The organism is Burkholderia sp. FL-7-2-10-S1-D7 (assembly GCF_001524185.1).
Taxonomy (GTDB): domain Bacteria; phylum Pseudomonadota; class Gammaproteobacteria; order Burkholderiales; family Burkholderiaceae; genus Burkholderia; species Burkholderia diffusa.
The window spans coordinates 1-13,060 of record NZ_LOWY01000081.1; the positions used below are offsets into that span (position 1 = coordinate 1).

16 protein-coding genes are annotated in these 13,060 nt (G+C 57.8%); 5 read left to right on the forward strand and 11 right to left on the reverse strand.

What is annotated here, in order from left to right; genetic code table 11:
* Positions 1 to 31: 31 nt before the first annotated feature.
* The 10 genes from WS75_RS24195 to WS75_RS33845 form a co-directional block, all read right to left on the reverse strand.
* Positions 32 to 1,036 (reverse strand): hypothetical protein, encoded by a 1,005-nt coding sequence (locus tag WS75_RS24195; protein ID WP_179948945.1) that lies wholly within the window; start codon positions 1,034 to 1,036, stop codon positions 32 to 34.
* A 14-nt stretch (positions 1,037 to 1,050) separates the two neighbouring features.
* Entirely contained in the window at positions 1,051 to 1,209 is a 159-nt protein-coding gene (locus WS75_RS34245; protein WP_179948946.1) for a hypothetical protein, read from the reverse strand.
* 33 nt (positions 1,210 to 1,242) lie between these two features.
* On the reverse strand, positions 1,243 to 2,202 hold the full coding sequence (locus WS75_RS24200; RefSeq protein ID WP_059684004.1) for a tyrosine-type recombinase/integrase: 960 nt from the start codon (positions 2,200 to 2,202) through the stop codon (positions 1,243 to 1,245).
* On the reverse strand, positions 2,199 to 2,582 hold the full coding sequence (locus WS75_RS33840; protein ID WP_156429878.1) for a hypothetical protein: 384 nt from the start codon (positions 2,580 to 2,582) through the stop codon (positions 2,199 to 2,201). Before WS75_RS33840 ends, WS75_RS24200 begins: the two co-directional genes overlap by 4 nt.
* Positions 2,583 to 2,656: 74 nt before the next feature.
* Positions 2,657 to 2,854 (reverse strand): hypothetical protein, encoded by a 198-nt coding sequence (locus WS75_RS24205; RefSeq protein ID WP_059684007.1) that lies wholly within the window; start codon positions 2,852 to 2,854, stop codon positions 2,657 to 2,659.
* Between the two features lie 118 nt (positions 2,855 to 2,972).
* Complete coding sequence (locus WS75_RS32785) at positions 2,973 to 3,209, reverse strand: hypothetical protein (protein ID WP_082729726.1); 237 nt, start codon at positions 3,207 to 3,209, stop codon at positions 2,973 to 2,975.
* 101 nt (positions 3,210 to 3,310) lie between these two features.
* Positions 3,311 to 3,760, reverse strand: coding sequence for a hypothetical protein (locus tag WS75_RS24210; protein WP_059684009.1), 450 nt, complete (start codon positions 3,758 to 3,760; stop codon positions 3,311 to 3,313).
* A gap of 7 nt (positions 3,761 to 3,767) precedes the next feature.
* Entirely contained in the window at positions 3,768 to 4,001 is a 234-nt protein-coding gene (locus WS75_RS24215) for a ribbon-helix-helix protein, CopG family (protein WP_059684012.1), read from the reverse strand.
* 2,157 nt (positions 4,002 to 6,158) lie between these two features.
* Positions 6,159 to 6,809, reverse strand: a complete 651-nt coding sequence (locus tag WS75_RS24220; protein ID WP_059684014.1) for an HAD family hydrolase — start codon at positions 6,807 to 6,809, stop codon at positions 6,159 to 6,161.
* 500 nt (positions 6,810 to 7,309) lie between these two features.
* A complete protein-coding gene (locus WS75_RS33845) occupies positions 7,310 to 7,729 on the reverse strand; it encodes a hypothetical protein (protein WP_156429879.1) in 420 nt (139 codons plus the stop codon).
* Positions 7,730 to 7,749: 20 nt separating this feature from the next.
* On the opposite strand from WS75_RS33845, the gene WS75_RS32795 reads away from it, so the two are divergent.
* The 5 genes from WS75_RS32795 (at position 7,750) to WS75_RS24240 (ending at position 11,809) form a co-directional block, all read left to right on the forward strand.
* Positions 7,750 to 8,025 (forward strand): helix-turn-helix domain-containing protein, encoded by a 276-nt coding sequence (locus WS75_RS32795; RefSeq protein WP_082729727.1) that lies wholly within the window; start codon positions 7,750 to 7,752, stop codon positions 8,023 to 8,025.
* Between the two features lie 212 nt (positions 8,026 to 8,237).
* Positions 8,238 to 8,879, forward strand: coding sequence for a division plane positioning ATPase MipZ (locus WS75_RS24225; RefSeq protein ID WP_059684020.1), 642 nt, complete (start codon positions 8,238 to 8,240; stop codon positions 8,877 to 8,879).
* 382 nt (positions 8,880 to 9,261) lie between these two features.
* Entirely contained in the window at positions 9,262 to 9,495 is a 234-nt protein-coding gene (locus WS75_RS24230; protein ID WP_059684016.1) for a hypothetical protein, read from the forward strand.
* A 520-nt stretch (positions 9,496 to 10,015) separates the two neighbouring features.
* Positions 10,016 to 10,768, forward strand: coding sequence for a replication initiation protein (locus tag WS75_RS24235; protein WP_059684023.1), 753 nt, complete (start codon positions 10,016 to 10,018; stop codon positions 10,766 to 10,768).
* A 141-nt stretch (positions 10,769 to 10,909) separates the two neighbouring features.
* Entirely contained in the window at positions 10,910 to 11,809 is a 900-nt protein-coding gene (locus WS75_RS24240) for a nucleotidyl transferase AbiEii/AbiGii toxin family protein (protein WP_059684019.1), read from the forward strand.
* On the opposite strand, the gene WS75_RS24245 is transcribed toward WS75_RS24240, so the two are convergent.
* Positions 11,786 to 12,724 carry a type IV toxin-antitoxin system AbiEi family antitoxin domain-containing protein gene (locus WS75_RS24245; protein WP_257129447.1) on the reverse strand — a complete coding sequence of 313 codons (939 nt, stop codon included), beginning with the start codon at positions 12,722 to 12,724 and terminating at the stop codon, positions 11,786 to 11,788. The genes WS75_RS24240 and WS75_RS24245 overlap by 24 nt on opposite strands.
* Between the last annotated feature and the right edge of the window lie 336 nt (positions 12,725 to 13,060).

Genomic DNA, 13,060 nt, shown 5'->3' on the forward strand with positions numbered 1-13,060 from the left:
CCCCCCCCCAAACGGTCTCTGCCACGGCGTATTAGGTGGGCGGGTTCGAGTCCCGCTCCTCATCGTTAATAAGCGGATCTAGCCGATCGGCAACTGCGCGCGCCCAACTGGCCCACGTTTGGCGATCGCCCTCAAAGGCGCGTCCTTCAACTGCTTCAGGCGAGGCCAGGACCGCTTCTACATAGGCACGGATCTGCTGTGCCTGCTGCCGCGCCGTGACCTGGGTGAGCAGCCGGTTGACTTGATCCTGCTCGGCCTGCAGGCGTTGCTCTCGCTCGCGCTGCTCGGCTTCCGCGCGCGCCTTCCTCGCCCGCTCGAGCCGCTCCTGATGGCTGTGCACGTCCATCTCGTAAAAGAACTGACGCCCCTTGCGGTACTGCCGCTCGCCGGTCAGGACGATTGCGGCGCCGATCTCAAGCAATCGGGTTTCCAGTTTTCCCTCTTCGCCGTCACTCCAGAACAGCCGTTCTTCCGCTTCACCATGCTTCCAGCGGGCAACCTCGACCTCGATGGCCATCGGCTCGCCAGCCGGGTCATTCACCGAGCGTTTCCGGGGGCGCAAGGTCGCCAGCGTTTCCACCTTCAGCCCGACATGCTGGCATCCGACATGGACACTGAGCTCGCGTGCTTCTCGCCCTCGTACTAACGGCTGCACATCAACCCGAGCGAGCAGCAGAAACAGGTTGCTCAGGAACGCCAATCGCCGCTGCTCGAAGCGGCTCTCAAAGCGCGGTTTGTCCCATGCGTAACGATCTTTCGCGACGGCTTCACGACGTGCTTCGTCTTCGCGCAGCAGTCGCTTGATGGCCGGGTGCGGGGTATCGAGGGAACGCACGAACTGGAATTTAGCAGGCAGCGCCCGCCGAATCCGCGCTGCGACGGCGTCCAGTGTCTCGTCATAGACGGGCGGCTCGGGGGCGGCGTCCGGCGCTGGCGTGTCACCGGCCTCCTTCCGGAAGGGCTGACGCGGGCCGGCACCCACCTCGACATGATTCGACGCGCCGGGTGCACGCAACGGCAGCGGTGTGCGGCTCACACGCTGGCCCGCATTCAACTTCGCCCAGTAGCCACGCGGCGGTAACGGAATACGCTCCGCCGACATGCCTTGGCGAGCCCGACATCGGAAACGGCCAGCGACTTCGCGAGCGTCGTGATCGGACCGGCCCAGACCAGCTCGTAGAGCTGCTGTCGCGTGAACAGATACCCCATGAGCGGCTCCTTTGGCGGGACAGTGAGTGGGACTCAGAGACGGATCCGCTCAATCTCATCCAGGCTGACGGTGTCGCACCGTCGGTCATACAGCTGCGTGGTGCGCGTCGACGCGTGGTTGGCCATCGCTGCGGCGTTCTCAAGCGTGCCGCCATTCTGCAGGTACGCGGTGATGCCGGTCGCACGGAAGGTGTGGTTGCCGATCGCGGTCGCGATGCCGGCCGCCGCCGCGCGCCGGCGCACCATCGCGTAGGCGTTCGCCTGCGGCAACGGCGTGCGGCTGAGTTTCTGGGTGCCACGCGCGATCGTGCGAAACAGCGGCCCCTTCAGGTCCGCGCCGATGCCGGTGCCGTCGAGATACGCATGCAGAGCCGCCTCGAGCGTGTGGTGGCAGGGCATCGCGTGCGCCTTGCCGCCTTTCTCGCGCAGCCGCACCCACAGCCGGCGCTGCTGCACATAGACGTCGTCGACCCGCATCGCCAGCGCCGCGCCCACCCGCGCGAACGAAAACACCATCAGCGCGATCAGCGCGCGATCGCGCAGTCCCGCCTGCGTGGTCACGTCGATGCTGTCGAGCAGCTGCCGCGCCTCGGCCGCCTCGAGCACCGGGGTCTTGCCGGTTTTCGTGACGTGGCTCGGCCCGCGCACCGACGCGGCCGGGTTGTGGGGCACGACCTGGCCCGTCACCAGCCAGTCGAACAGGTGGCGAATCGCCGCGAGGCGCTGCTTGACGGTTGGCGCCGCGTGCGTACGGGTCTGCAGCTCGACCCAGCTGGCCACGTGCAGCGGCTGCACGGCCGCGATCGACGGCACGCCGGCGCCGGCACACCATGCAAGGAAATCGCTGGCCGCCCGCGCGTACGCGCGCCGCGTATGAGGATTGCGGATCGCGGCCGCGAAGAATTCCAGGAAGCGGACGCCGGCGCGATCACCGGCAGACGTCACAAGCGCAGGCAGCGACTGCGGCGAATAGAGTGCAAGCACCTGGTTCATCGGATTATCACAGGCAATTTTTCAAATCCGGCCGCAACCGACGCGTAGAACCGGTGAAAGCCATCGCACACTCGATAGGCGAATGGCCCGACAGGGTCGTCAGCAGGCGGCAATGCAACGACGGGAACCGGTGGCATTTCGGCGCCGTTCGCTATCCCACTTAAAACCCGGATCATTCGCGCCCGGTCAAAGCCCCGCCAGTCACGTATCACCTCGGGATTGCGGAACGGCGGCTCAACCTCTCGAAGCGACACCAGGACCGCCTCCGCGCTAGATCTATAGCTTGACGAACCGGGGCAGAAGGTGGCCATGCCGCCATCGGCCCACCAGGAATCGGGGATTTCGAATTCGGCCGGCAGTACGGGAAACTGGAAACGCATCGCTCGCCTGTGACAGTAGTTAGCGGATCAAGCCCGCTGGCGTCTGACATAAACCCGGTGGCCTGCGCCCCCGATTAGATTGGGTCATCGGGAAAGCGTGCGTTGTATGCCTCTATATGCTTTCCAAAACCAAAGTGCCCCAGGGCTGCATTCTCGGCCGCATACCTTGCGGCCATGGCTGCGTCCTTCTTGTCATCTGGCGCCGCCTTGTGCGCAGCTCGCGCTGCATGCCAGCGATCCAGAATCGCGTTCCCCTCATCGACGTTGCTCATGACCCCTCCATATATGTGATAAAGGACATTATCATATATATAAACTCGGCTGAGACACCTGTCTACGCGTACCTAACATAGGCAGCCGGTCCCGCGGACTGCCTGCTACCTCTCCGTTCTATTTTTTTGCCTGAGCAAAGACGATCAGCTGCCACTCAATCGGACCGACGCCTGGATCATGTTGATGGTGATTCTGGGGCGGTAACGTGTGCCCTTTCGCGATGGCGATTTCATGCCCGCAAGCAACACAGCGGTAGATGCCAGCGTTGTAGGCCTCGGTGCCGGGCGCATGCCTTTTATCGTACTGTTCGCTATCTCCCTGCTTTAAATACTGGGCATATTTGTATTGAGCCATTCTTTTCTCCGTTGGGCTCCAGGCAGCCTCTACTAGACATGCTGATGGCGCGGAGCTATGCGCGCGTGCAAATGGTTGTCGGGTAGCGGGCCGGTGAAGCTTTAGTTTTCCTGTTTTTGCGAGCCAAAGTAAAAACCGGTCGCAGCGGAAACCAGCGTAAGGAGCGGGGTCAATATCAATTCCACCAGCGATTTGAGCTGGTCAAAGGTGGGTTTGTTCGCCGCAAAAAATAACCCCCCGAAACCCAAAGCTGCCGCTACCAACAGCCCCGTCAACAGGCCGAGCAACCAGAAGGCAATCGTGCTCCGCGCCTCGTCGTGATGGCGCCTGGAATCGAAGGGAGGGTTGTCGAACGCAGCCAGCGACGCCGGGGTGGGATCGCTCGCATCGAGCACCTTGGCGTATTCGTCGGGGACCTGCGGCGACGGGTTCGTGCTGATGGCATCCGCGCCCGCAGGTGTTTCTGCATCAGGCAGTGACGGCACGGCGGACGTCGGTTCCGGACTTTTCCCGGGGAGATCGTTATTTTCGTCGTCCGTCGTGCTGTTCATAGAACCCCTATCTTAAAAAAACTAGCTCCCTCAGCTTGCCGTCTTCCTCAAGAAGAACCTTGCTACCGGCACTACGTTGGCGCTGCAAATATGACTCAGTGCTGATCGCGCGCCGAACCGCCTCAGAAAGGCTAACCCCCTGCGCGCGGGCAAGATCCTCAAGCGCTTGAGCGACATCTGGAGCAAGGTCGGCGTTCAAGCGAACCTTCTTGGTGCTGCGACCGGTGTCGATTGCGTTCATGATCTACCCCTCATATGTTACACAAAAACTACTCAAATTCCTGAGTAGTAAATGTAGATCATCTGCTGGGCTTCAAGTTTTTCGAGCAGACCGCGCTCCACGGGAGAACGGATACCTTGGATTACTACGAAACGGGATACCGGGAGCACGTAGACTCTCGCAACCCATTGTTTTTAAAAGAAGTGCTGGCAACAGATGTTGCACTTAACAAGTTTCATTGACGTCAACCGATGCTGTACAATATAAAAATGTCGGTGCAGATTGCACCAAACATCGATAATTTAGGGAGAATACGGTGATTCCTGCAGCAAAAAAAGTTCCTAGGAAGGCTGGGGAAAAGCGCCGATATCTACGTGACCGGATGTGGCCAGACGTCCCTGAGTCGAAGCTATGGCTCAGAACCAGACGTGTCGGATTCACCACCTTGCCACGGACGATGCCACTGATTGGCAGAATCCTGAACGTGCTTTCCGACAAAGGATTCCCTCTCTCAGATACATATCTGACCCTTTGGTGCTGGGTCTTCGATGAGGCTTTCCTGGAGATCCGGAATCCCCGGGAGTTTGCGTTCGAGTCCGGATTCGGAGGCCCTCGGGCAGAAGCCACGTGGAATGGGAGAATGAAGCGACTGGTGGAGTTAGGCTTTATCCGCGCGAAGGAAGGGCCATCAGGCGACTTCGCGTATGTTTTGCTGTTGAACCCAATCCAGGTCATCGATGAGATCTACAAGACTCGACCTCATGACCACTACTACACCGCATTGATCAGCAGGCTGATCCAGATCGGTGCTGATGACCTCGAGCCTGAGGAGGAGAGTCCGGCGGAAGTCACGGTACCGGCGATTCCCGGATCCGTTACGCCCTCTGTAACTGCGCTGGCAGGGTTGCCACCGTTTGGCCCTCTACAGCCTCCCGCAGTAGCAGCGATGTCGCTGCCGCCAGGATCTCCCGTTGCTACAGCGGTGCCGCTACCGCCAGGATCTCCCGTTGCTACAGCGGTGCCGCTACCGCCAGGATCTCCCGTTGCTACAGCAATGCCGCTACCGCCAGGGGCTCCCGTTGCTCCGTCATCGGCCGTAGACCCCGTTGCGTCTCCAGCCCTTCCTGGCACCTCGGCCTCGTCGCCGACCACCGGATGGCCGAGTATGCCCACTCCACTTAAAAAACCGTCATAACCGCAAACGTGCGGAGTACGTCGGTCTGCAGGAGTGGAGAGGCAAGCTGGCGTCCGCGTATCTACCCACCTCCCTACCCTGCAAAGCCACCAGTTCCACCGGTCAGGTCCATCACTTCGTCCGCGATGCAACGATGATGGCGAGCATGGCCAGCAGATACTGGACTTCAGGCGTGATTGCCAAGGTCATTGTTTTTCTCCTGTGCGGTTCCGTACCGCATGACTGGTCCGCTTTTGCGGCCCTCTCATCTATTTAGTCATTCGCAAATTTTCAGATTCCTGCCTGCGGCGTTCCTCTTGTGGGTTCTTCAGTTGAACGTCACGACCTGCTGCGGACAAGCGTTTGGCTGTGACGCGCGATGTACTGCGGGTTTATTTACTAGACCAGTTTGCGTTGGTTTCCCGGGCACGATTCCGTGCGCTTTCCCGAAATCGAGCGTGATGCCATATAGCTTCGCAGCGGGGAAGCAATTCGATGTCCGTGAAGAACTCGTACGCTGGGAGGATCCAACGTCGGACTGAGGTTTGTCGAACCTCGTGAATCCCAGCGATTCCCTGGGAATCCTGGACTGGTGCGTGCCAACTTTTTTCAGGCTGATGGACGGTGGACGATCGAGAGCCGTCCAGCCGCTGCCTGGCCGCGGTTTATGCCCCCGCTTGCGGGGCTTGGTTGAGGTTCCCAGCCGAGGAACACCATCTCTTAGGTTTGTGAGTCATCGAAGATGACTACGACGCCCGCTCGGGCTGTTACCAGCCTCGATTTCCCGGAGCGATTCCTGTTCGAGGAACACCCGTCGCGATATGGACTTGAACCTCCGACTACCTGCACCCCATGCAGGTACGCTAGACCGGAGTGGTGGGAATTTGACGTAACAGCCGATAGGGTCGCAGTCGAGTTTGCGCAGTTTCCCCCTGAGGATCGAGCTGGATCCTTCGAAGAAAGACCCCATATCCGCACGTGTGCATGCGTGGCATGATCGCAGATTACGACAACCCATCCGATCCGATCTGGCCACCCGACACGGCATCAAGCTGACAGCGAAGTGCAGGAAGAACATCGGACAGCGTCCGGACAGTCGCGGTGGTTTTCTCGTGACCTCCCCCCCGCCGATCAAGATGCAGCGCATTCAGGCCGCTTGCCAGTGCGCCGGCATAGTCGTCAGCGAATGTGTCGCCCACCATCACCGCTTCGCATGCAGCGACATTGAGTCGTTCACACACCCACTCAAAGATGCGCGGATCCGGTTTCAGGTAGCCGACTTCAAACGACCAAGCGCAGGCGTCCGGTTCAAACGGCAAAAGGCTCAACAGCGGCCCTGCGTACGGCGCGGCCAGATTGGACGCAAGTCCTACTTTCAATCCACATGCCCGCGCCTCTTGAAGCGTTCCGATCACATCCGGAAATAGTCGAATGCTCGCTAGTTCTGCGGCCAGATCCGCATCGAGCGCGGCCATGTTAATGCGGTCGTTGCCCAGCGCCTGGGCTGCCTCCTGAAGACTAAATGCGCGGGTCATCAGTAGCTCGCGCTGCCGGCGGTCCCGGCTAGTGCGCGCAAGACGCGCAAACGGATTCCGCCGATCCTGGATCTCGGCGAGCGTGCCAAACGCGTCGAACACCAATGCACGGATGGTCATGAATCCCCCATGGAATGCGTACGTTGCCGCAGATTTTGTCCCCGCTATGCGCCATTTTGCTCACCTTTCACCCACCGTTTGCACACGTCCGATGACAAACTCGGTGTATTACAAATCGGGGCACAAAACCGCTGAAAACGCACTTGCTGTAACACACTGCATCGCCCCGCCAGTAAAGGATCTGAGCCCAAAAACGACCGCGAGTGTAATACGCTCTTTATGTTCCACTAGTTTTGTTTCTCGGGTAAAAGACAGCGTTTCCGGGTATGTGTCGAGGACGACAGGGGGACAAAAACAGCCCTAGGCAAGCTTTTTCCACAATCGAGAACGGTCCCAGGGCACGCCGTGTGCATGGAGAGGGCAAAACGTGTGCAGCGAGTGCAGTTCGAGGGCTTGCCGTATGCATACCGAGTGCAAAACGTGTGCAGTGCGAGCAACAGTGTGCAATCGGTGTGCAAATAGAGGGTATCGGCGTATGCGTTTGGCACGAATAAGCCGAATCACTTAAAGATGTCGGTTACCGAATATTCCCGCCGAAAAATCCCTGTCTGACGCCCGAGCAGCTCTTCCATCAGTGCAGTTCGATAGCGAGCAAAGGAGTCAATAAGCCTCAGATTGGGATGCGTTGCGTCACTCGCGGCTGTTTGCACATTGGCAAGCGCTCCGGCCAAGAGCATAGGTCCGGCACAGATCCCTCCCAAACGCTCCTCATCAAACATGCCGTTTAGCAGGTCTCGGACGAGGATCCGTAGCCACCTGTCTGGCAGGTTTTGCGGCAAAGCTGCCTCTGGACCATGAGCCAAGATTTCGCGCTCCAGCTCATCCAGATCAGTGGGCGGTACAAAAAGGGGGCGTCGGAGATTTTTCACGTTCAGAGGAACGATAGCTTTGGGTCGTAAATGCCGTGGTCGTAATTGCATGCTACCGCGACCATAAGGGCATGCAAAGGGTTTCGGGTACGGCAGATGAAACGGGCTACTTGATTGCCTTAGGACAGGCGATCCGAACGCTCCGAAAAGAACTTGGCCTGTCCCAAGAAGCGTTGGCGCATGCAGCCCAGATCGATCGAAGTCACATGGGGAAGATCGAGCGTGGCGAACGTAATGTCACCATCCTCAATATTGTTCGGATCAGTCTTGCCCTTAGTTGCCCTGCCTCGCAACTGATGTCACGCGCAGAAATTGCCTTGCCTCTTGCAGAGCATCCCAAAAACTAGCACTTGTAGCGCCCTACCTTTCCCGTTCGAGGAAGGCTGGCTCAAAGCAACAGCAATCTGCCCGCAGTGGCCGACTTTACCCCAGCCCGTTCACGCCACATGTTTTCTAGATCGAGTCGCTAGTTCGAGTCTACCGGCCCGCTTCGTCTTTACACTCAATCACTCAACTCATAAAATCAACTCAACAACTCAACTCATCTGAGGTGATGCGCATGATCATTTTGGTTGGTGCGGAAAAGGGCGGGGTCGGGAAATCAACCCTCGCGAGTAATCTTGCGGTCCACCTTGGGCATCAAGGTGTCGATGTTGTACTGGTGGACACTGACGGCCAGGCGACCTGTGCGCGGTTTATCGAGCGCCGCGACGAAGCCGGAATTCAGCCTGCGATTCCGTGCGTGCAGCGCACGGGTGACGTGGCCACGACTTTGCGTGACTTGGCCAAGCGCTATCAGGTAATTGTGGCCGATGCCGGCGGCCGTGACTCACGAGAAATGCGATCCGCAATGGCAGTCGCCAACCTGCTGTTGGTGCCGACTAGGGCGAGCCAAGCTGATCTGGAAACACTTCCCAAGGTCAACGAACTGATATCTCTCGCACGCGGCCTGAATCCAGAGCTGAAAGCGGTTGCTGTTCTCTCCATGGCGCCATCCAACCCTGTCATCCGCGAGGTCGAAGACGCCCGCGAACTGCTCGAGCAATTCGATCAGCTCGAGCTGGCTGATACCGTTATCCGCGATCGTAAGGTCTATCGCGACGCACTGCTGGGTGGGCAGGGTGTGATTGAGCTCGACAACTCTCAAGCACGCGCAGAAATCCAACTGCTGGCCCAAGAGTTCTTCGAGCTCGAATCGTAATGATGAGTTATTGAGTAACTCATTGGAGTTGAGTAAATGAGTAAATTTAAAATTGGTCCGAGCGTGGCTAACAGGCCAGCGTCGGGAGGCGCTCCGGCGACGGTCGAAGAGTTCTCAGCCGACGCGGCAATGGTCAAGTCGCAGGTTGGGTCAAGGCCAGCGAAACCAGTGCGACTTAACTTGGATCTTGCTCCGGAGACGCATCGCCGACTGAAGATGAGAGCTGTCGAAAGCGGTACGACGATTGCGCAGTTGGTCAGGGAACTGATTGCGCGCGAGCTGGGGTAGTCTCCATGCAGTAGCGGCGAGCCCCGATGTGGTAGCCCCCAAAAGCGCTGACGATGCAGTGATCGATTGGCCAACCATCTTTTAGGATCGAGGTATGGCTATTGAATGTCCGCCGCAATACTCCGTATGGGAGAACGATAAGGGTGGGAAGATTTTTGTCGAGGATGTATTTGTCGATGGCAACCTATTTTTCGTTACTGTCGTTCCCTACGCCCAGCGGCAGGACATGAATGCTGTGGCCGATGAACTCGATAGTGAGCAGTGGACTGAACTCATTCACGTTGATGGTATCCGGCAGACTGGAATCGAACCGCCGAGCGTGGACTGATGGCTGTTTTCAGGGCGAAAAACTATCTCACTAAGGCAAGCGCGTAGCGCGCGTCAGGCCGTAGGCAAAACATCGCGGGGAGACGGTGGGCAACTGCGGAACCCCGGCTGGTGAGCCGGGGCTGTCCACACGTTAGTGTGGGCAGCGCTGTTGTCCACCGGCGGGCGCGGGATGTGCGTTGAGCTATGCAAACCAATCAGCACCATCGTGTTCCGGCCAAGGTGTACAAATTCCCCGGCGTGCGCCGCCCCCGTTTTGTATACGTTTTCCGTTTTAAATCGTTTTAGACACCCGCAGAGCCTTATCTGATAAGGGCTTCCCGCCACTAAGGTGTACAAATTCCCGGTCTAACGGTGGCATTTTTCCCGGTCAAAGGTGGCAATTTCCCCGGTCTAGGGGACAAATTCCCGGTGTTGTCCACAGAAGGGGGGCTGTTTGTCCACAGGTGTACTGACCTAGATTGTTGCCACCTCGCCGGATGGTGTACATAATCATAGTGATCCACCATCAGGCTGATGTCATGTCGAAGACCCTCACTGCTAAGCCGAACAGCCAAACGGCTATCGCCGATCGACAGGTGACGATGGCGAATATCATTGTTCGCGCATCACACAACTTAAACCTGTCCGAGAAGCGAATGATTGCCGCTGCGCTCGCAGCGAGTGACTCGACGGACGGTCGTGCACTGACCGAGGAGAAGTTTTGGACCGTGAAGTTGTCTGCAATGGAGTACGCGGAAACCTTCGACATCAGTCTCGATACGGCCTATGAGCAGCTACAAGACGGCGCGGACAAGCTGCTGACCAAGCTGATTGTGCGGCCCGATCGGGACAGGAAAGGGGACGAAATTAAGCACGCATGGCTGTTACGGGCGAAATACTCGAAGGGGCATGGGGTTGTGACAATCACATGGCACCCCGACGTGCGGCCATACCTATTCTGCTTGCGGCAGGAGTTCACGACGTACAAGCTGAAGCACGCGGCCGCGTTGCGCAGCGTTTATTCGTGGCGCCTGTTCGAGAACCTGAAAAGCTGGAACGGAGCTGGTAGATGGGAGCCCAGTCTTGAGGAATTCCAGCATGCGATGGATGCGCCGCAGAACTATCGGACAAACTTCAAGGAGCTACGCCGGCGCGTCATCGACCCGGCCGTCAAAGAGTTGACCGAAAAGAACGGCCTGATCGTCGATTGGGAGCCGACAAAAAATGGTCGGAAGGTCATAGGATTGCGCTTCAAGTTCCGCCCGAACGAGCAGATGGCGCTCGCCTTTTGACCGGGAATTTGTACACCTATGCTGGCGCATGGATCGCTTGCCATATCACCGGAGCATCTTCGGAGTGATGCCGGCAGGGGCCGTGTGCGGAGTTATGTTACCGTTCAGCCGCCATCGACCACGCAGGGGTAGTCAGGAAAAATGAACAAACCCAAAGCAGGATCGCAAGACCCGAAACTGCTGGACAGGATCAAGAACCTGGCTATCCAGGCGATGTTCTCCGACGACGAGTTGCTGGAGCAGCTGGTGTTGAAAGGTGGCAATGCGATGGCACTCGTTCATCAGATCAGTGCGCGCACGTCGGTGGATCTCGATTTTTCATTGCAGCAGGATTTTGGCGAGAACCTCGAGGTCGTCCAGGCGCGGATTCTCAAAACTCTGTCGGATACGTTCCGCGCCGATGGGTTCGAGGTCTTCGACTTCAAGATGGTCGAGAGACCGAAGACCATGACGGCAGACATGAGGGATTTCTGGGGGGGCTATGGCGTCGAGTTCAAGCTCGTCACCACAGAAATCCATGCGCAGTACGCCGCCGATCAGGAAGAGTTGCGCAAGCGAGCCATCAATCTCGGGCAGGGCACGAAGTTTCTCATTGATATCAGCCGCTTCGAATACGTGGAAGACAAGCAGGATTGGGACTTCGATGGGACGCTGATCTACGTCTACTCGCCGCTGATGATCGTCTGCGAAAAGCTGCGGGCCATCTGTCAGCAGACGGCCGAATACACCCCGGTCATCAAGCGAGGACATAACGGTAGCGCGCGCCCCAAGGACTTCGTCGACATCTTCGTGCTCACGAAGGCGCTGGAGCTGGATCTGACGGGCGAGCAGATGCAGCGGATCCTGACCTCGATGTTTGAAGCCAAGAAGGTGCCCCTGTCCTTCCTCGGCCTGATTCCGAGCTACTACGAGTTTCATCTGGCCGGCTTTCCGTCCGTTGCCGACACGGTTTCGCCGGATTTTGACCTCAAGGAATTTAAGGTCTATTTCAACTACGTGCTCGAGCTAGTTGACCGGCTAAAACCCACTTGGGACAGATAGGCGCCAGTTACTGATATAACGCGTATCGCCCATCTCGTGCGTCAAGTAAAAGTCGCGCTCGATCGACAGGCGCCGAATCAGATCGATCTGATTCGGCTTGTAGCCGGCACGCTCCAAGTAGTAGCCGATCGCCTGGTGATAGGGGTAAGCGAAGTTGAGTTTACGCAGCATGGCGACCAGCCGGTTGATGGAGACTCGATCTTTCGCGAGCTCAAAGGCTTTGGCCACTTCAAAGACACCGCCGGCATAGACCGGTCTCACGGTAATGTCGATGAGGGTGCGCTCCAGGTTGGTGAGGCGCGCTAGCACTTCCTGGCCGCCTTCATCCGTCACGGGTTCAGTAACGACACCGAGATAGCCCGTATGCGCACCATTTAGCAGGTAGATCTTTTTTCCCGCATGCTCGACCCAGTTATGCGAAATCCGTGGGGGGCGGCTGAATGCCTGATCGATTTCGGGCTGACCAAGCGTTGCTCGCTCATCCTGATAAGTGTTGCTACGCTCGTCTGTTGTGTAGATGGTCGTGGGGGATTGCTCCGTCAAGCCGTGCAGTCGCATGGCCGTGTAGTGACTGAGATAGAGATTCTTTCTGAGCGATAGCAGGATGGTCAGCAGTGGGACGTCACCCCAGACGTAGCATTGCTCGGCCCGCTGCGGAAATGGAAACTCGACTTTCCGTAGTTTGGCGTGCTGTTGCAGAAATGCGATGAAGTGGTCAGCAGTGGTACTTTGCGCGAGACGCCAGAAAGTGCGTTGGTCGGCAAGAATTGCCCGGATTTCCTTCAGTTTGAGGACGTGCGTCGGAAGCTCATCGAAGTGCTTGATGATGTCCGCTTTTGCGATCTGGATTCTTGATCGGTTCATCCCGGGAATTAGGGAAAAATTGATGAGTGCCGGATCGCTGGCAGCATGCATGCTGCCAGCGATCCGGCAAAGAATCAACTAAGGAAAGTCTTCACGATGTAAGTTTACTGACACAGTGCTACGCAGCGTTTACGCTGCGTAGCATAGCACTCGGTTTGCCAAAATTCAACCTTGAATGCTTTGATTTATCAGGCGAAGCACCTTGAAAAAATAGCTATAAGATGGCATGCTATGCAGCGCAAGCGCTGCATAGCACGCGGTAAACTTCGCATTCCACGGCACTTTTTCGTGCCTCTCGGTACACGCAACACCCCCCCCCAAACGGTCTCTGCCACGGCGTATTAGGTGGGCGGGTTCGAGTCCCGCTCCTCATCGTTAATAAGCGGA

What these genes read in the sequence shown, in the direction of transcription:
- WS75_RS34245 (WP_179948946.1), bottom strand. Translation starts at nt 1,209, where the DNA reads ATGGGGTATCTGTTCACGCGACAGCAGCTCTACGAGCTGGTCTGGGCC.
- WS75_RS24200 (WP_059684004.1), bottom strand. Translation starts at nt 2,202, where the DNA reads ATGAACCAGGTGCTTGCACTCTATTCGCCGCAGTCGCTGCCTGCGCTT.
- WS75_RS33840 (WP_156429878.1), bottom strand. Translation starts at nt 2,582, where the DNA reads ATGCGTTTCCAGTTTCCCGTACTGCCGGCCGAATTCGAAATCCCCGAT.
- WS75_RS24205 (WP_059684007.1), bottom strand. Translation starts at nt 2,854, where the DNA reads ATGAGCAACGTCGATGAGGGGAACGCGATTCTGGATCGCTGGCATGCA.
- WS75_RS32785 (WP_082729726.1), bottom strand. Translation starts at nt 3,209, where the DNA reads ATGGCTCAATACAAATATGCCCAGTATTTAAAGCAGGGAGATAGCGAA.
- WS75_RS24210 (WP_059684009.1), bottom strand. Translation starts at nt 3,760, where the DNA reads ATGAACAGCACGACGGACGACGAAAATAACGATCTCCCCGGGAAAAGT.
- WS75_RS24215 (WP_059684012.1), bottom strand. Translation starts at nt 4,001, where the DNA reads ATGAACGCAATCGACACCGGTCGCAGCACCAAGAAGGTTCGCTTGAAC.
- WS75_RS24220 (WP_059684014.1), bottom strand. Translation starts at nt 6,809, where the DNA reads ATGACCATCCGTGCATTGGTGTTCGACGCGTTTGGCACGCTCGCCGAG.
- WS75_RS33845 (WP_156429879.1), bottom strand. Translation starts at nt 7,729, where the DNA reads ATGCAATTACGACCACGGCATTTACGACCCAAAGCTATCGTTCCTCTG.
- WS75_RS32795 (WP_082729727.1), top strand. Translation starts at nt 7,750, where the DNA reads ATGCAAAGGGTTTCGGGTACGGCAGATGAAACGGGCTACTTGATTGCC.
- WS75_RS24225 (WP_059684020.1), top strand. Translation starts at nt 8,238, where the DNA reads ATGATCATTTTGGTTGGTGCGGAAAAGGGCGGGGTCGGGAAATCAACC.
- WS75_RS24230 (WP_059684016.1), top strand. Translation starts at nt 9,262, where the DNA reads ATGGCTATTGAATGTCCGCCGCAATACTCCGTATGGGAGAACGATAAG.
- WS75_RS24235 (WP_059684023.1), top strand. Translation starts at nt 10,016, where the DNA reads ATGTCGAAGACCCTCACTGCTAAGCCGAACAGCCAAACGGCTATCGCC.
- WS75_RS24240 (WP_059684019.1), top strand. Translation starts at nt 10,910, where the DNA reads ATGAACAAACCCAAAGCAGGATCGCAAGACCCGAAACTGCTGGACAGG.
- WS75_RS24245 (WP_257129447.1), bottom strand. Translation starts at nt 12,724, where the DNA reads ATGCATGCTGCCAGCGATCCGGCACTCATCAATTTTTCCCTAATTCCC.